The 17,857-nt window shown below is 53.2% G+C and carries 11 protein-coding genes; 10 read left to right on the top strand and 1 reads right to left on the bottom strand.

The window, feature by feature from the left end:
- Positions 1–28 precede the first annotated feature (28 nt).
- From DW47_RS0111885 to mdtC, 3 genes are read left to right on the top strand one after another with little or no spacing between them, the layout of a single operon-like run.
- Positions 29–1,222 carry an MdtA/MuxA family multidrug efflux RND transporter periplasmic adaptor subunit gene (locus DW47_RS0111885; protein ID WP_029686635.1) on the top strand — a complete coding sequence of 398 codons (1,194 nt, stop codon included), beginning with the start codon at positions 29–31 and terminating at the stop codon, positions 1,220–1,222.
- The gene (locus DW47_RS0111880; RefSeq protein WP_029686634.1) at positions 1,215–4,349 is read left to right on the top strand and encodes an MdtB/MuxB family multidrug efflux RND transporter permease subunit; all 3,135 of its coding nucleotides are present in this window, start codon (positions 1,215–1,217) and stop codon (positions 4,347–4,349) included. Before DW47_RS0111885 ends, DW47_RS0111880 begins: the two co-directional genes overlap by 8 nt.
- Positions 4,346–7,405, top strand: coding sequence for a multidrug efflux RND transporter permease subunit MdtC (gene mdtC, locus DW47_RS0111875; RefSeq protein WP_029686633.1), 3,060 nt, complete (start codon positions 4,346–4,348; stop codon positions 7,403–7,405). The genes DW47_RS0111880 and mdtC overlap by 4 nt, the downstream gene beginning before the upstream one ends.
- A gap of 51 nt (positions 7,406–7,456) precedes the next feature.
- On the opposite strand, the gene DW47_RS0111870 is transcribed toward mdtC, so the two are convergent.
- A complete protein-coding gene (locus tag DW47_RS0111870) occupies positions 7,457–8,692 on the bottom strand; it encodes a chloride channel protein (RefSeq protein ID WP_029686632.1) in 1,236 nt (411 codons plus the stop codon).
- Between the two features lie 481 nt (positions 8,693–9,173).
- Between DW47_RS0111870 and DW47_RS16445 the strand changes: the two genes are divergently transcribed.
- The 7 genes from DW47_RS16445 to dbpA all read left to right on the top strand — a co-directional run bounded on the left by DW47_RS16445 (position 9,174) and on the right by dbpA (position 17,836).
- Positions 9,174–9,419, top strand: coding sequence for a hypothetical protein (locus DW47_RS16445; protein WP_038027546.1), 246 nt, complete (start codon positions 9,174–9,176; stop codon positions 9,417–9,419).
- Between the two features lie 804 nt (positions 9,420–10,223).
- Positions 10,224–11,651 carry a multidrug transporter subunit MdtD gene (gene mdtD / locus DW47_RS0111855; RefSeq protein ID WP_051150928.1) on the top strand — a complete coding sequence of 476 codons (1,428 nt, stop codon included), beginning with the start codon at positions 10,224–10,226 and terminating at the stop codon, positions 11,649–11,651.
- Positions 11,648–13,048: an envelope stress sensor histidine kinase BaeS gene (gene baeS, locus DW47_RS0111850; RefSeq protein ID WP_029686629.1), complete on the top strand. Its 1,401-nt coding sequence runs from the start codon at positions 11,648–11,650 to the stop codon at positions 13,046–13,048. The genes mdtD and baeS overlap by 4 nt, the downstream gene beginning before the upstream one ends.
- Complete coding sequence (gene baeR, locus DW47_RS0111845; RefSeq protein ID WP_029686628.1) at positions 13,041–13,760, top strand: envelope stress response regulator BaeR; 720 nt, start codon at positions 13,041–13,043, stop codon at positions 13,758–13,760. The genes baeS and baeR overlap by 8 nt, the downstream gene beginning before the upstream one ends.
- A 120-nt stretch (positions 13,761–13,880) precedes the next feature.
- Positions 13,881–15,245: a prephenate-dependent tRNA uridine(34) hydroxylase TrhP gene (gene trhP, locus DW47_RS0111840; RefSeq protein WP_029686627.1), complete on the top strand. Its 1,365-nt coding sequence runs from the start codon at positions 13,881–13,883 to the stop codon at positions 15,243–15,245.
- Between the two features lie 148 nt (positions 15,246–15,393).
- Entirely contained in the window at positions 15,394–16,329 is a 936-nt protein-coding gene (gene yegS / locus DW47_RS0111835; protein ID WP_051150957.1) for a lipid kinase YegS, read from the top strand.
- Between the two features lie 130 nt (positions 16,330–16,459).
- Positions 16,460–17,836: an ATP-dependent RNA helicase DbpA gene (gene dbpA, locus DW47_RS0111830; RefSeq protein ID WP_029686625.1), complete on the top strand. Its 1,377-nt coding sequence runs from the start codon at positions 16,460–16,462 to the stop codon at positions 17,834–17,836.
- Positions 17,837–17,857: the final 21 nt, after the last annotated feature.

The raw sequence follows: 17,857 nt of genomic DNA, 5'->3' as shown, positions 1-17,857 counted from the left end.
TGATTGATGCAGGAGAGCAGATAACAGCATGAAAGCAAAACAACGTGTCACCAGCGTTTTCGTGATCCTTTTTCTGATGATTATTGCCCTACTCGCCGGGGTTCATTTCTGGCATGCGGCGCCGTCGGATACCGCTACGTCCACAGCAGCGTCGACCCAAAATAACCGCAGGACTGCAACGCCGGTGCAGGTGGCAGAGGTAAAAACCCAGACACTGCCCCGCGAACTGTCGGCACTGGGAACTGTCACGGCTTCTGAGACCGTCACCGTGCGTAGCCGCGTCGAGGGTCAACTGATGTCGCTCAATTTCCGTGAGGGCCAGCAGGTAAAAGCGGGACAGTTACTGGCAGAAATCGACCCACGGCCGTTTCAGGTCGCACTGCTGCAAGCACAAGGGCAGCTGGCAAAAGATCAAGCCAGTCTCACCAATGCACGTGCCGACTTACAACGCTATCAGAAGCTGTCAGTGAGCGGACTGGTAGCCAAACAGGAACTGGATAACCAACAAGCCCTAGTTGCAGAAAGCGAAGGCTTACTGAAAAGCGACCAAGCGGCCATTGATAGCGCCAAACTAAACCTAACCTATAGCCGCATCACTGCGCCGATCAGCGGACAGGTTGGCCTTAAGCAGGTCGATGCTGGTAACACGATAACCGCCTCAGACAGTAGCGGTATTGTCGTCATCACCCAGACTCATCCTGCAGATGTCGTCTTTACCGTACCGGAAGCCGTGATTGATCGCATTGTGCAAGCACAGCGTCAGGGTCCGCTACTGGCCGAAGCCCGGGACCGTACCGATACCCATCTTCTGGCCCGCGGTAGCCTTTTGAGCCTCGACAACCAGATTGACGCAGCTACCGGCACCTTAAAACTGAAAGCCCGTTTCAGTAATGAAGATGACCAGCTTTTCCCCAATCAATTCGTTAACATCCGCCTACAAACCGGCACCTTAAAAAATGCCCTAACCCTACCACTGCCTGCCTTACAAACTAGCTCTGACGGCGACTTTGTCTGGGTGGTCGGCGCGAATAATCGAGTACGACGCCAACCGGTGACCACCGGTATGCAAACCGGCGACCTGCAGGTGATCACTCAAGGTGTCACAGCCGGTGAAAAGGTGGTAACCGATGGCATCGACCGCCTCACCGAAGGCAGTCTGGTCGAGGTTGTCAATCCGCAGTCCGCGGCGGAGACGACCGAGGAGAGCTCCGTTAATGAGTGAGTTAACGCCAGTCAAGGAGGGCGGCCCGTCTCGCCGATTTATCCTGCGCCCTGTTGCCACCACCTTACTAATGATCGCTATCGTACTGGCAGGGATAATGGGCTATCGATTTTTACCGGTATCGGCTTTACCGGAAGTGGATTACCCGACCATTCAGGTGGTGACTGGCTACCCAGGTGCCAGTGCCGACGTCATGACGTCAGCCGTCACCGCTCCGTTAGAACGCCAGCTTGGGCAGATGTCTGGCCTCAAACAGATGTCTTCTGCAAGCTCTGGCGGTGCATCGGTGATCACTCTGCAATTTCAGTTGTCGCTGCCACTCGACATTGCTGAACAGGAAGTCCAGGCCGCCATCAACGCCGCCATGAGTTATCTGCCCGACGATCTGCCTAACCCACCGGTCTACAACAAAGTGAATCCGGCGGACCCGCCGATCCTCACACTCGCGGTCACGACCCAAAGCCTCCCCCTGACCCGGGTACAAGACTTGGTCGAAACCCGAATTGCACAGAAAATCTCTCAAGTCAGTGGTGTCGGCTTGGTGACCTTATCCGGCGGCCAACGTCCTGCGATACAGGTGGCGCTTAATGCCCCCGCACTGGCAGCACTCGGCTTGACCAGCGAAGATATTCGTACTGCCATTGGTAATGCTAATGTCAATACCCCGAAAGGCAGCCTCGATGGTGCAGAACGCTCACTGACCTTGTCGGCCAACGACCAACTGAGAGACGCCAATGACTACCGCCAACTGATCGTCAGTTATCGCAATAATGCGCCGGTGCGTCTCGGCGATGTGGCGACCGTCACCGAAGGGGCTGAAAACCAGTGGCTGGGGGCATGGAATAACGGCCAGGGGGCGATTGTCCTGAATATTCTGCGCCAGCCCGGTGCTAATATTATCTCCACCGCCGACAGTGTCCGAGCCTTATTGCCATCACTGAAAAGCTCGCTGCCAGCATCCGTATCCGTGCAATTGGTCAGCGACCGGACGCAAAATATCCGCGCCTCGGTCAGCGATACTCGCTTTGAACTCCTGCTGGCGATTGCGCTGGTGGTTATGATTATCTATCTGTTTCTGCGCAATATACCGGCGACTATCATTCCTGCGGTGGCAGTGCCCCTGTCACTGATAGGCACCTTTGCTGCCATCTACCTGCTTGGTTTTTCCATTAATAATCTGACCCTGATGGCGCTAACCATTGCCACTGGCTTTGTGGTCGATGATGCGATTGTGGTGATCGAAAATATCTCCCGTCACCTCGAAAAAGGCTTATCGCCCTTACAAGCGGCGCTACGGGGCGCGGGTGAAATTGGCTTTACCATTATTTCTCTGACCATTTCACTGATTGCCGTACTGATCCCGCTGTTATTTATGGGTGATGTGGTTGGCCGCTTATTCCGTGAATTTGCAGTCACCCTGGCGGTCTCTATCTTGATCTCCGCAGTGGTCTCCCTGACGCTCACGCCAATGATGTGCGCCAGGATGCTAAAAGGTGGCGCTCATCCACAACAGAACCGTTTCTCCTTAGCCTGCGAGCGGCTGTTCGATCGACTGGTTGCCGGTTATGGCCGCATGTTGACCCGGGTGCTCCGTCATCGTTGGCTAACTCTTGGGGTAGCGTTCGGCACCCTAATGTTAACCATACTGCTGTGGGTAATGATCCCCAAAGGGTTCTTCCCTGCACAGGATAACGGCCTGATCCAAGCCACCCTGCAGGGACCACAAACCGTTTCTTGGCAAGGGATGGCCGATCGAACCCGTCAGGTCGCCGCCATTATTGGTAAAGATCCCGATGTTGAAAACGTGACGGCCTTCGTCGGTATCGATGGTACCAACGCTGCCCTGAACGAATCACGCCTGCAGATTACCCTACGGCCGCTGTCTCAACGCCAGGATCGCATTCCTATTATTGAGCAGCGGTTACAACAGTCGGTCAGTCAAGTCGCCGGGATCCGCCTGTGGCTGCAGGCCGTGCAAGATTTGACCATTGATACCACCGCCAGCCGTACGCCCTATCAATTTACCCTGCAGGCTCCCTCCCAGTCCGTACTGGCAGAGTGGCTGCCACGGCTGGTAACAGCCCTGCAACGCTCACCGGCACTACGAGATGTGAGCAGTGACTGGCAAGATCAGGGCAGTGAAGCCATGATCCGCGTCGATCGTGACACGGCTAGCCGCTTAGGCATCAGCATGGCAGATATCGATAATGCGCTCTACGATGCCTTCGGCCAGCGGCTGATCTCTACCATTTACACACAATCTAATCAGTACCGCGTGGTGCTCGGACAGGACACTCGTCGAGAACCGGGCCTGGCAGCCCTGCAGGATATCAGATTGACCAATAGCAGCGGGGGGACAGTCCCCCTCACCGCCCTAGCGACCCTCACCCCTAAGCGTACGCTGTTGAGCGTGAATCATCTTGACCAGTTCCCTTCGGCAACGGTTTCTTTTGATATTGCTCGCGGTGACTCACTGGGTAGCGCGGTGGGTGCGATCAACAATATTCGCCAGTCGTTGCAGTTACCGGCTGATATTGTCACTCAGTTTCAGGGCAGTGCCCTCGCCTTCCGCGCAGCCCTGAGTAGCACCGTCTGGCTGGTGGTCGCCGCCATTATCTGTATGTATATCGTGCTGGGGATCCTCTATGAGAGTTTTATCCACCCAGTGACAATTCTGTCGACGCTGCCTAGCGCCGGTGTCGGCGCATTATTGGCGCTGATGCTGTCCGGGCATCCACTGGATATCATTGCCATCATCGCTATCATCCTGCTGATTGGCATCGTTAAGAAAAATGCCATCATGATGATCGATTTTGCCCTTTCTGCAGAACGCCAGCAGAGAATGAGTCCTAGCCAAGCCATTTACCAGGCCTGCCTGTTGCGTTTTCGGCCTATCTTGATGACCACTCTGGCTGCACTGTTCGGGGCTTTACCGCTTATGCTCAGTGTCGGTGTCGGGGCTGAATTGCGTCGACCACTGGGTATCGCCATGGCAGGTGGTTTGATTGTCAGCCAAGTACTGACCTTATTTACCACGCCAGTCATTTATCTGATGTTTGATAGCCTATCGCGGCGTTTAAAACAACGTCGTACCGCCATAGCTTCTCTGTCGGAGAAAAGGCAGTGATCCGCGCTGACGAGTTTATCCGTCGCCCAGTAGCCACCCTACTGATTGCCTTGGCAATTGTACTGGCCGGGCTACTGGGGCTGCGCATGCTGCCAGTGGCGGCACTGCCACAGGTCGATTTTCCTGCCGTGGTAGTGGCCGCGAATATTCCTGGCGCCTCAGCGGAAACCATGGCGTCCTCTGTTGCCACGCCCCTAGAGCGATCCCTGGGAAGGATTGCTGGCATCAGTGAAATGACCTCCACCAGCACCCTGGGTAGCACTCGCATCATTCTGATCTTTGACCTAAACCGCGATGTCAACGGAGCCGCTCGGGATGTGCAGGCGGCGTTGAATGCGGCACAAAGTCTGCTGCCAAGTGGGATGCCCTCACGGCCGACCTATCATAAAGTGAACCCTTCTGATGCGCCGGTAATGATCCTGACCCTCACCTCAGACACCTACTCTCGAGGGCAGCTGTATGATTTTGCAACGACCCGTTTGGCGCAGACGATTTCTCAGATTGACGGGGTCGGTGATGTCACTATTGGTGGAGGCTCTCTACCGGCGGTTCGTGTTGATGTCAGTCCACAAGCGTTGTTTAACCGAGGGATCTCTCTCGAACAAGTGCGCAGCAGTATCAGTAATGCTAACCAACGTCGTCCTTTGGGGGCTATCGACAGTGGTGACCAGCGCTGGAACTTAGCGACTAACGATGCGCTGGATAGCGCTGACCAATACCGCTCACTGATTATTCACTACAACCAAGGGGCGGCGGTCAGATTGAGCGATGTTGCCACCCTGAGTGATGATGTGCAGGATACTCGCAATATTGGTATGAGTGATGGAAAACCGGCCATCCTGATGATGATCCGTAAAAATGCCGATGCTAATGTGATAGCTACCGTGGACCGGATCCGCGAACGGCTGCCGCAGTTGCAGGCCGAGATCCCCGCCGCCATCCAGCTGAGCATTGCCCAAGATCGTTCTCCCACTATTCGTGCATCACTGGATGAAGTGGAACAGTCGTTGGTCATTGCTGTCGCCTTGGTGATCTTGGTGGTATTTTTCTTTCTCGGCTCCGCCCGCGCAACGCTGATCCCGGCAATGGTGGTACCGGTCTCCTTGATTGGCAGTTTTTCCGCCATGTACCTGTGCGGCTTTAGCCTGAATAATCTGTCGCTGATGGCGCTGACTATCGCCACCGGGTTTGTGGTGGATGATGCCATTGTGGTGTTAGAAAATATCGCCCGCCATGTGGAAAACGGTATTCGGCCTTTTAAGGCCGCCTGTCAGGGGGTACGCGAGGTTGGATTTACCGTCTTGGCGATGAGTCTGTCATTGGTGGCAGTATTTCTGCCCCTGATGTTTCTTGGTGGATTAGTGGGCCGTTTCTTTAATGAATTTGCCATCACCTTATCAGTAGCGATCCTAATCTCGCTGTTTATCTCTGTGACGCTAACGCCAATGATGTGTGCCCGATTATTGGCGTTACCCACGTCGGATACCGCTCATCGTCGCTGTCTATTTCGCCGATTTATTGACCTGTTACAGCGAGGCTACGCCCGCTCGCTGCGCCCAGTACTGGATCATCCGAAACTAACGCTGACCGTCCTGGCGGCTACCGTGGCACTGACAGTGGTGCTATTTATCGGTTTGCCTAAAACCTTTCTTCCTGAACAGGATACTGGCCGTATCTCCGGTAACATTACTGCCGACCAGAGCATTTCTTTCCAAGCCATGCGCGGCAAACTGGCAGACTTTATGCGAATTGTCAGTGCAGATCCGGCGGTAGATAACGTTACCGGTTTTACCGGTGGCATGCGGACCAACAGTGGTTCGCTGTATATCTCTCTGAAGCCCCTTTCACAGAGAAACGTCACCGCCCGTCAAGTGATAGACCGTTTACGTATCGCCTTGGCGAAGGAACCCGGGGCACGACTCTATCTCAACCCGGTACAGGACATTCGTACCGGTGGCCGCTCATCGAATGCCAGTTACCAATACACCCTGCTGTCCGATGATCTCAGCGCCCTGCGTGAGTGGTCACCGAAAGTCTTGGCAGCGTTTCGCAAATTGCCGGAGCTGACGGACCTCAGCTCCGACCAAGAAGATCATGGTGGTGAGTTACAACTGGTTTATGACCGGGCAGCGATGGCTAGGCTGGGACTGGATGTGGCTCAAGTCAATGCATTGCTCAATGATGCGTTTGGGCAGCGTGAAATCTCCACCATTTACCGACCGATGAACCAGTATAAAGTGGTGCTGGAAGTGGATCCTCGCTATACCCGTGATGCGTCAGCCCTCAATCAGCTCTACCTGATTAACCGCGCTGGGCAGCCGATCCCCTTGTCAGAAATCGCCCACTGGGCACCGGGCAATACGCCGACCTCGGTGAATCACCAAGGATTGTCCGCAGCGGCAACGCTATCCTTTAACCTGACAGACGGTACAGCCCTCTCACAAGCATCGGATGCCATAGAAAAAACTATGGTCAGCCTTGGTGTCCCGTCCTCGGTTCGCGGCGAGTTTGCCGGCGATGCGAAACTGTTTCGCGACAGCCAGTCAGACCAGCTATGGCTGATCCTCGGCGCTATCGCGATTGTCTACATTGTGACCGGCATCCTGTATGAAAGCTTTATTCACCCGATCACTATTCTTTCGACCTTACCACCCGCAGGGGTGGGGGCCTTTATTGCCCTGCGCTTGTCAGGAACCCCCTTCAGCATGATTGCCATGTTGGGGGTATTGTTATTAATTGGTATCGTTAAGAAAAATGCCATTATGCTGATCGATTTTGCCCTGTCGGCACAAAAAGAGACCAACTTGACCGCCGCACAGGCGATTTACCAAGCCTGTTTACTGCGCTTTCGCCCTATACTGATGACGACACTGGCCGCGTTGTTCGGTGCTTTGCCACTGGTGTTTACCACAGGGGACGGTGCCGAACTGCGCCAGCCCCTAGGGATCGCTATCGCCGGCGGCCTGGTTATCAGCCAGTTGTTAACCCTGTACACCACCCCGGTGGTATTCCTGATGATGGACAAACTCGATAAACGCCGCCGGTCGAGTACCTAATACAGGTGGATTTGCAGGGTGAGGGACGGCTGGCACGTCGCCCCGTCCCGACTATGCCTTAGACTTCTCCAATAGGAGGCTGGAAGAATAGGCTATCACCACGCCAATCACCAACGGAACCACCAGAGAGCTGTCTGCACGGGTAAATTCGAGCGCCAGAAAAATCGCAGTCAGCGGCATACACATTGACGTTCCCAGAAATGCCGCCGCACCGATCAATACGATTTCAGGTTTAGCACTGACCGACAGCAGCGGCGAGAACAGCGAAAACAGGCCATTTGCCATCAAAGCACCCACCGTCAGACCTGGGGTTAGCACACCGCCTTCCGCACCGGCTCTCAACACACAGATAATAACCACCACTTTGCACACTAAAAGCGCCAGCGACAGTGATCCATCGAGGGTGCCTTGCAATGCTAACTGAGTCGGCCCCTTACCATTTCCCGGTAGTTGCGGGAACCAGACAGCCAGTAATCCCGTCAAAGCAAAACTCATGAGACACAATACCGGCATCTGCCAGTTCTGCTTTACTCCCTGTTTCGCCTTATTGGTAAAACGTCTGAAATAGCTGGCCGCCACGCCAAATAACGGAGAAGTTAGCACTACCCACAAAAACAAACTGTGGCTAAAGTGAACAGTAGGGAAATGATATTGGCTACCACTGCCTAGGCCGAGACTGGCGATGACTGCGGCAATCGCCGAGGTCAATATCGCTGGCAAAATACAGGACCATTGGAATGAGACTAACAGTACTTCGAGGGTAAATATGGCACCGGCCAGAGGAACGTTATACACCGCCGCTAATCCAGCCCCCGCACCACAGGCGATCAATACCCGCCGTTGTTCACTGGATACCTTAAGAAGGCTGGCTAATCCTGTGGCGCCTAACGCACCAACTTCTCGGGGGGCCACTTCTCGGCCCAGAGGAGAACCCATGCCGACTGTGATAATTTGCAGCAATGCATGAATAAAGGTGGTGCCGGCTGGCATGGGTTTATCCGGATTTTTGACGGCACTGTCTACCGAGACACGTTTTTTGCCATAACGCCCCAATAGCCACCAGCCAACGCCAGCCACCAATCCGCCACACACTAATGCCGCAAACCGCCGAAGACCACTGGCATGGGTGACGCCACTGAGAAAACTTTCAGGACTGATAATGGCATCCAGGCTGTAGCCAAACGTCCAGTGCTGTACCGTATGAAGAAGCATCGCCAGTAGCATACCGCCAACTCCGGAGACAATTCCGGTAATAATTACTGCTATTGGAAAAGAGATTTTATTCATCACTCAGGCCTTAATTCCCTGACACAGGAAAAACATTTCTAATTCAGGTAAAATAATAAACATCGTATCAACAACAGTTCGGTCCGAAGATAATCACCCGCTTAATCGCTCATCAGCAGATAACACAATACAAGTTCTGCCAGCAGTATATTTCGGTAATAGAGTATGAACCGCACGGTTTCATAACACAATTATTCATTCATTAAGAAATAAATTAGCATTATTCCTTAATGAAGCGTTGTGAATTTTTACCACAAATGCCATCCTGCACTGATATTGCCTTCCCCCCTCGATCTACGGAACTTTTAAGGGCTATAATAAAAGATAATGAACGCTGATGTCGGGCGTTCCAAATAAATCAGATCGGGCTTATAGAATGTTTCAAAAGTTTAAGTGGTGGTACTTAGTCGTTATCGCAGTGGTTGGTTTTTTCTTAATGCCATCCTATGTGACTCAGGAGAACATACGGTATTACGGATCTATGCTGTGTACCATAACCGGTAGACACTACGACATCAAAGATGATGCCTTGAGAGCGATGCTTAAAAATATCACTGAGGGAACCAATGCAGACTATGCACTGCAAAGACACTCCTACAACCGTGGTGCCGGTGAGCGGGTTCTCTCTATTTGGAGCGATTTATCCTCTAAACAGCAGGAAAAAGCCCGTCAGGACCCGTCTTACTGTATCAGTTTAATGCAACGGGGACAGGGCTTCGGCTGGTGATCCCAACGTCTCCCGACATCTCAGTGTCGGGGGACAATCAACGTTCCCTCATCACAAATAGCCTAACTGCGCTGGTGGCTTTACTTGGTCATAATATTGATTATCGAGATACCCTGACCATGACTCACAGGCTCAACGATTTCCCTCACTCTGGCCTTGGAATTATTCTCGGCCATTGTATATTTTCTCGGTGAGCGATTGGCTAAATTCTCCTTCCTTAGATAACTGTATCTCTTTACCTATTTTTCGCCTTCACCCACAGTAAGGATGCGATAGCAGAATTATCCGTCTACCCTCTTTTATTCAAACGCCATTCTACAATCCGTTTGCTGTTGCAACCTGAAATAAAATTATCTCAACGCTGCCTGCCAAACGGCAAACTCTCCGACAAAAGGTGGGGTGTCACCAATGTTTGGTGGGCAGTCATTCCAACACAAATTAAACCACCGGCTCACTGGCCGCTGAAAGATGTGGTATTAAGAGTTTATTGAGTATTAATCATAACCCTATTCTGTTCTGTCACAACGTCACCTCGAGCAGTTTCCCCAGCACGATTGAGTATCATATCGGAATGTTCGACATCCCTTCCGGTTAAAGACGCTAAGCACAGTTTTGTCCTAAAATGCCAAGCTATGATGATCTTTAGCAACCAATCAACAGCCTTTCCCCCTTAATGCATTAAAAAAGGGTAAGATAAAAAGGTCTCATTGTAGACGACTGAGCAATTGTACCGTGTATCGCCCTGGGAGCAGGCAACGGATAATGATTATGCTGACTTTTTAGCTCAGCTTCAGGAGAAACCTGATGAGTGAAACTCCCGATCCCGTAAACCAGTCCACTCCGCCCTCAGTGCGCTGGCAGTTATGGATCGTCGCCTTTGGTTTTTTTATGCAGTCGCTGGATACCACCATTGTTAACACAGCCCTGCCCTCCATGGCACACGCCCTGAATGTCAGCCCGCTAAGTATGCACCGGGTGATCGTCAGCTATGTACTCACCGTTGCAGTGATGCTGCCTCTGAGTGGCTGGTTGGCAGACCGAGTGGGTGTCCGTAATGTTTTTTGCAGCGCTATTGTGATCTTCACAATAGGCTCTCTGTGCTGTGCGCTGTCAGCGGATCTTAATCAACTGATCCTATCGCGTATCCTTCAGGGAATAGGCGGTGCCATGATGGTACCGGTCGGCCGACTGACAGTGATGAAAATCGTGCCACGGGCGCAGTATATGGCCGCGATGGCGTTTGTCACCTTGCCAGGTCAGGTGGGTCCGCTGGCTGGCCCAACTCTTGGTGGCTTACTGGTGGAATATGCTAGTTGGCACTGGATTTTCCTGATCAATCTTCCTGTCGGTATCGTTGGCGCTTGGGCAACCCTTAAATTGCTGCCGGATTATCGACTGCCACCGCGCCGTTTCGATTTTCCCGGCTTTCTGTTACTGGCAGTCGCCATGGCCAGCCTGACCATCGCCTTGGAAAGCCGCGGCTGGGCCAGCAGTGACCGCCACGGGCTGATCCTGTTGCTGCTGGTTGGGGTCGGCAGTCTACTGCTCTATCCTGTCTATGCTCGCCATCGCGACAATGCCATTTTCAGCCTGAAACTTTTCAAAAACAAAGTGTTTCGCATTGGTCTGCTCGCCAGTATGGTTGCCCGTACCGGCAGTGGGATGCTGCCGTTTATGATCCCGCTGTTTCTCCAATTGGGGCTAGGCTTCAGCCCGCTGCATGCTGGCCTGATGATGATCCCAATGGTGGCTGGGAGTATGCTGATTAAGCGGATAGTCGTCCGGCTGGTCAACCTCGTGGGTTACCGTAAGGCGCTGCTATCCGCAACTCTACTGCTAGGTATGGTAGTGATGCTGCTGCCGCTGGTACTGAAATTCGGCCTCACTGGCAGCCTGCCGCTGGTGTTATTTTTGCTTGGCGGCGTCAATTCTGTGCGTTTTACCACCATGAATACTCTGACGCTGAAGGAGTTACCGGATGATCTGGCAGCAGCAGGTAACAGCCTGTTATCGATGGTGATGCAACTCTCTATGAGCACCGGCGTCACACTAGCGGGCATTATGCTGGCCGCGTATGGTTCGTCGGCAGCCAGTGATGCTGAGAGCCTCCGCCATATTTTCAGTCAGGTGTGGATCTGGATCGGGCTGTTCCTGTGGCTGCCGCTGGCGGTATTCTGGTTTGTTCCCGACAACCTGAGTCGTAACAGTTTATTAAAGAAACGCGTTAAATGAGGAGCTGGCGCTGGCGGCTGACCATCCGCACCAAGCTGTTTCTGACTATTTTTATCACTTGCTTGCTCGTGTTGATTACCATGAATGCCGCGGTGCGTCTCAGTTTTGAACACGGCTTTGTCGATTATATCCGCCAAGGAAACGAACAGCGGCTTAATCTACTGAGTGAAGCCTTGGCAGAACAGTATCAGCAGCACGGCAGTTGGGCTTTTCTGCGTAATAATAATCGTATGATCTATAGCCTGCTGCATTCCTTGGAGCAGAGTCAGCCGCAGGGAAATCTCCCCTCCCCTGGCTGGCGCACTCCTTTCTGGATCACCGACAACCATTATCAGGTACTGATCGGCCCACGGGAGAAATTGCCCATTGAGCGGGTTGAACATCCGATCACCACCACCGAGGGAGCCGTCGTCGGCTGGGTGATCGGTTCGCCCCCCGAACAACTCACCCGTAGTACCGACATCAACTTTGACCAGCAACAAAAACGTGCCAGCTGGGTCATTGTCGCCCTGACTACCCTGTTGGCGGCAGTGGTGACCTGGTTGCTATCACGGGGATTGTTAGCCCCGGTCAAACGTCTGGTGGGTGGTACCAGGCAGCTGATCCAGGGGCGGCTAACCACTCGGGTTAGAGTCACCAGTGACGATGAGCTTGGGCAACTGGCACGGGACTTTAATCAGTTAGCGGCATCACTGGAAAAAAATGAAAGTAATCGTCGCGCCTTTATGGCCGATATCTCGCACGAATTACGGACGCCGCTGGCCATATTGCAGGGTGAGTTGGAAGCCATACAGGATGGTGTCCGCCACTTGACTCCTGAAGCAGTGACCTCCTTACAGACAGAAGTGATGACGCTGAATAAACTGGTCGACGACCTCCACCAATTGGCGCTCTTCGATGCCGGAGTGTTGCGCTATCATATGCAGCCTCTCGATTTGCGGATCCTCACGGAAACAGTCTGTGCCAGTAACCGTCAGCGGTTCCAGGATGCGGGCTTGCGACTGACTACTCATCTGCCTCAAAATGCCCCCTGTTTCGGCGATTATGGCCGCCTGAGTCAGTTATGCCACAATCTGCTGGAAAACAGCCTACGCTATACCCAGGCCGGTGGTCAGTTACAGGTGACCCTCAGTCTGCTGCCCGGCGGGTGGCAACTGAGCTTTTCGGATTCTGCTCCAGGTATCGACCCACAACAGCAACCTCACATTTTTGATCGCTTCTACCGCGGAGAGCATTCCCGCAACCGTGCCAGTGGTGGTGCGGGATTGGGATTAGCGATTTGTCGTGCCATCACTGACGCCCACCAGGGAAGCATCCGTTGTCAGTCTTCTCCGTTGGGAGGTGTTACTATCAATGTCTTATTGCCTTTAACCCTGCGGGAGTCTCAGGATGAGTGAACCAACAGAAATCCCCCTGATCATGGTGGTGGAAGATGAACCGAAACTGGCGCGGTTACTGGAAGATTATCTTCAAGCCGGGGGATACCGCACCCAAGTGATTTACCGTGGTGATGAAGTGATCGAGCAGCTTACTGCACACTCACCACAGCTGATCATTCTGGACCTGATGCTGCCTGGAAAAGATGGACTGACTCTATGTCGGGAAATCCGCGCTTTTTCAGATATCCCGATTATAATGCTGACCGCCCGTAGCGAAGAGATCGATCGCCTCCTCGGGTTGGAAAGCGGTGCCGATGATTATGTGTGTAAACCTTTTAGCCCGAGAGAAGTAGTGGCACGGGTAAAAATGATCCTGCGTCGATGTTTGCGCCAGCCGGAAAACGTTAGTGATCAGCCACAGCCAGCGCTGCTGATCGATAATAGCGGTTTTCAGGCTCAGTGGAACGGCCAGCCGTTGGCGCTGACCCCGGCGGAATTCCGTCTACTGAAAACGCTCTCACAGACACCGGGTAAGGTATTCACCCGCGAGCAATTACTCAATCTGCTATATGATGATTACCGAGTTGTGACCGATCGCACCATCGATAGCCACATCAAAAACCTGCGCCGTAAACTGGAGACCCCAGATAACGGACAGCCGCCGATCAGAGCCGTCTACGGATTGGGTTACCGCTGGGATGCGGGCCAGAGCGTGCTGCAATCATCTTAAGGCGTAGAAAGGATTTACAATCCGTGCGCCGCTCACTACAATCCCCTCCTTTTTATAGGGTGATTACTGACCCTGTTTCCCGGGCCTGCCCTGACCTGATATCAGATTATGAGAGTTGCCATGTTTAAGCCTGAACTGCTGTCCCCTGCTGGGACCCTGAAAAATATGCGCTACGCCTTTGCTTACGGTGCCGATGCGGTGTATGCCGGTCAGCCCCGCTACAGCTTGCGAGTACGTAACAATGAATTCAGCCATGAAAACCTGCAGCAGGGAATTAATGAGGCGCATCAGCTCGGGAAAAAATTCTATGTGGTGGTGAACATCGCCCCACACAACGCCAAACTGAAAACCTTTATCCGTGATCTGCAACCAGTGGTCGCCATGCAGCCGGATGCGCTGATTATGTCGGATCCTGGGCTTATCATGCTGGTTCGCGAAGCTTTCCCGCAGATGCCTATCCATCTGTCGGTACAGGCCAATGCGGTAAACTGGGCGACGGTGAAATTCTGGAGTCAGATGGGGCTGAGCCGCGTGATCCTGTCCCGCGAACTGTCACTGGAAGAGATTGAAGAAATTCGTGCACAGGTCCCAGAGATGGAAATTGAAGTCTTTGTACACGGCGCCCTGTGCATGGCCTACTCAGGCCGTTGCCTACTTTCCGGCTATCTGAACAAGCGTGACCCGAATCAAGGCACCTGTACCAATGCCTGCCGCTGGGATTATAAAGTCGAACCGGCTCGTGAAGATCAGGTCGGTAACATTGTGGAAAAATACGATCCGATCCCCGTTACCCCCATAGAACCGACATTGGGAACAGGGACGCCAACCGATCAGGTATTTTTGCTGACAGAGAAAATGCGTCCTGAAGAACCTATGAGTGCCTTTGAAGATGAACACGGCACCTACATCATGAACTCCAAAGATTTACGGGCCGTCGCCCATGTGGAACGTCTTAGCCAGGCCGGTGTACACTCTTTGAAAATTGAAGGCCGCACTAAATCTTTTTACTACTGTGCCCGTACCGCTCAGGTCTATCGTCGTGCTATCGACGATGCGGCGGCCGGAAAACCATTCGACCCGAGCCTGCTGGAAACCCTTGAAGGGCTGGCACATCGGGGGTATACCGAAGGTTTCCTGCGCCGCCATACCCATGACAGCTACCAGAATTATCAGCAAGGCTATTCTGCTTCTGACCGTCAACAGTTTGTCGGTGAATTCACGGGGCAGCGCCGTGATAATTTGGCTGAAGTGGCGGTAAAAAATAAATTTCTGTGTGGCGACTCACTGGAGATCATGACCCCTGCGGGAAATATTACTTTAACGTTGGATCAGATGCTCAACAGCAAAGGTCAATCTACTGAGGTCGCACCAGGAGACGGTCATAAGGTCTGGCTGGCAGTCCCCGATGATATCACTCTCGACTATGCGCTATTGTTGCGCAATCTGCCTGCCGGTGCGACCACTCAAGCCCCGATGGGCAGCTAACGTCTACCGACACGGCACTTCTCCCCTGCCTGTTAGCGATCCTGTAATGATGCCTGTTTATAGCGGGCATTTTTTTGCACTTTTTCCGGGAGCGGTCGCCGTCAATGGTATGCTATACCTTATCCATCACAGTTTTGGGAGTCTCTCCATGGCAAATCACTGTCACGCTTTGGCAATTATTAACGGAAAAAACGCGGGCAATGAATTGCTGCGCCAGGCCATCAATGACCTGCGTGATGCGGGTTATCGTTTGGAAGTGCGCCTCACTTGGGAGAGCAGCGATACCGGACGCTACCTGCAAGAAGCGCTGCAATTGGGTGCAAGTACGGTGATTGCCGGTGGCGGCGATGGCACCATTAATCAGATCGTCAACCAATTGGCGGGGCTTGACCCTGAACAGCGTCCGGCACTGGGGATTTTACCGTTAGGCACCGCCAATGATTTTGCCACCAGCGTCGGTATCCCGGAAGATCTGGCATCAGCCTTGCACTTGGCGGTCACCGCCCCGGTCACGCCGGTCGATATCATCTGCGTTAACCATAAGCACTATTTTATTAATATGGCGACCGGGGGCTTCGGGCCGCGTATCACCTCGCAGACACCGGCCAAACTGAAAGCAGCACTTGGCGGTGTCTCCTATTTACTGCATGGACTGTCGCAGGTGGATACCCTAAAAGCCGACCACTTCACCTTAAGCTGTGAAGATTTTAACTGGCAGGGGGATGCCCTAGTGGTAGGGATCGGTAATGGCCGTCAGGCCGGCGGCGGTCAGCGTCTTTGTCCTGGAGCACTGATTGATGACGGATTAATGGATATCAGCATTATTACCGCCCGTGAGTGGCTACCGACTCTGATGCATACCCTAACAAGTGATGATGAAAACCCGAATATTATACGCACCCGCAGCAAAAGCGTGGAGATCCACGCTGAGCATGAGATGACCTTTAATCTCGATGGGGAACCCTTGAGTGGCAACCGTTTTACGATGTCGCTGATCCCGCAGGCCATACCCTGCCGTCTTCCGGCAACCTGCCCATTACTGTCTGAGCACTCTCATCATTCCACCACCGACAGCCTCGGCTGACATCTCCCGACCATGGGTGTGGTTTACGCTGCACCCCGCCAGCCTTCTCTGATATACTTTACTTTTACGCGGGTGTCAGGCCTGACCGCCCTGCCATCTGCCCTGTTAACTGTCTGATAGAGTAAATCCTGTGACCCAATCTTTTGCTTCCCTTTCGCTGCCCGCGGCACAACTGGATAACTTGGCTGACCTTGGTTACGCCTCCATGACGCCGGTACAGGCAGAAGCCCTGCCAGTGATCCTCGGCGGTCAGGATGTTCGTGTCCAGGCGAAAACCGGTAGCGGCAAAACAGCAGCCTTTGGCATCGGATTACTGCAACAAATTGATGTTTCGCAGTTTACCAGCCAGTCACTGGTGCTGTGTCCCACCCGCGAGTTGGCGGATCAGGTCAGTAAAGAGCTGCGTCGTCTGGCCCGTTCGATACCAAACATTAAAATATTGACCCTGTGCGGTGGCCAGCCCATGGGACCGCAACTGGCCTCCCTTGCCCATGCCCCACATATTGTGGTCGGTACGCCGGGCCGTATTCAGGAACACTTGCGTAAGCAGAGCCTACGCCTAGACAGTGTCAAAGTGTTGGTGCTGGATGAAGCGGATCGGATGTTGGACATGGGCTTTGCCGATGCTCTCGATGACGTAATCAGCTATCTGCCCACAGACCGCCAGACGCTGCTGTTCTCCGCTACCTATCCGCAAAATATCGAACGCATTAGCGCCCGTTTTCAGCGTCAGCCAGTGGCGATATCGACCGGCGATGTCTCTGCGTTACCGGATATCGAGCAACAGTTCTATGAAACCTCTCGGGGTGAAAAACTGCCGTTACTGCGTACCCTATTGAGTCAGCATCAGCCTGCCTCCTGTGTGGTATTTTGCAATACAAAACGTGACTGCCAAGAAGTCTCTGATGAGTTGTCTGCCCGCGGTATCAGTGTACTGGCGCTGCACGGTGATTTGGAACAACGGGATCGTGATCAAGTACTGGTACGCTTTGCTAACCACAGTTGCCGCGTACTGGTGGCCACCGATGTGGCCGCCCGCGGCTTGGATATCAAAGAGCTGGCACTGGTGATTAACTACGAACTCTCTTTTGATCCAGAAGTGCATGTCCACCGTATTGGCCGTACCGCACGCGCTGGACAAAAAGGGTTAGCTATCAGCTTCGTCGCCCCTTCTGAAATTCAGCGTGCCAATGCCCTTGAGGACTATATCGACCTGAAACCACAGTGGTTATCCGCACAGGAACTGAAAAGTGGTTCTGCACCGCTGGAGGCAGAGATGATGACGTTGTGTATTGACGGCGGTCGGAAAGCCAAAATCCGCCCAGGGGACATTCTCGGGGCACTGACCGGTGATGCCGGTCTGACGGCAGCAGACGTCGGCAAAATTGATATGTTCCCGATCCACGCCTATGTGGCTATCCGTAAGACCGCTGCCGGCAAAGCCTTTAAGCAACTGCAACAGGTGAAGATCAAAGGGAAAAATTGTAAAGTCAGGTTGTTGAAATAACCGACACAAAAACGGCCAGCC

The organism is Tatumella saanichensis (assembly GCF_000439375.1).
Taxonomy (GTDB): Bacteria; Pseudomonadota; Gammaproteobacteria; order Enterobacterales; family Enterobacteriaceae; genus Tatumella; species Tatumella saanichensis.
This window is presented reverse-complemented; position numbering and strand designations above follow the sequence as displayed.

Coding starts and splice junctions, on each gene's coding strand:
- baeR (WP_029686628.1), top strand. CDS start 13,041: ATGAGTGAACCAACAGAAATCCCCCTGATCATGGTGGTGGAAGATGAA.
- yegS (WP_051150957.1), top strand. CDS start 15,394: ATGGCAAATCACTGTCACGCTTTGGCAATTATTAACGGAAAAAACGCG.
- DW47_RS0111880 (WP_029686634.1), top strand. CDS start 1,215: ATGAGTGAGTTAACGCCAGTCAAGGAGGGCGGCCCGTCTCGCCGATTT.
- baeS (WP_029686629.1), top strand. CDS start 11,648: ATGAGGAGCTGGCGCTGGCGGCTGACCATCCGCACCAAGCTGTTTCTG.
- trhP (WP_029686627.1), top strand. CDS start 13,881: ATGTTTAAGCCTGAACTGCTGTCCCCTGCTGGGACCCTGAAAAATATG.
- DW47_RS0111870 (WP_029686632.1), bottom strand. CDS start 8,692: ATGAATAAAATCTCTTTTCCAATAGCAGTAATTATTACCGGAATTGTC.
- DW47_RS16445 (WP_038027546.1), top strand. CDS start 9,174: ATGCTGTGTACCATAACCGGTAGACACTACGACATCAAAGATGATGCC.
- mdtD (WP_051150928.1), top strand. CDS start 10,224: ATGAGTGAAACTCCCGATCCCGTAAACCAGTCCACTCCGCCCTCAGTG.
- DW47_RS0111885 (WP_029686635.1), top strand. CDS start 29: ATGAAAGCAAAACAACGTGTCACCAGCGTTTTCGTGATCCTTTTTCTG.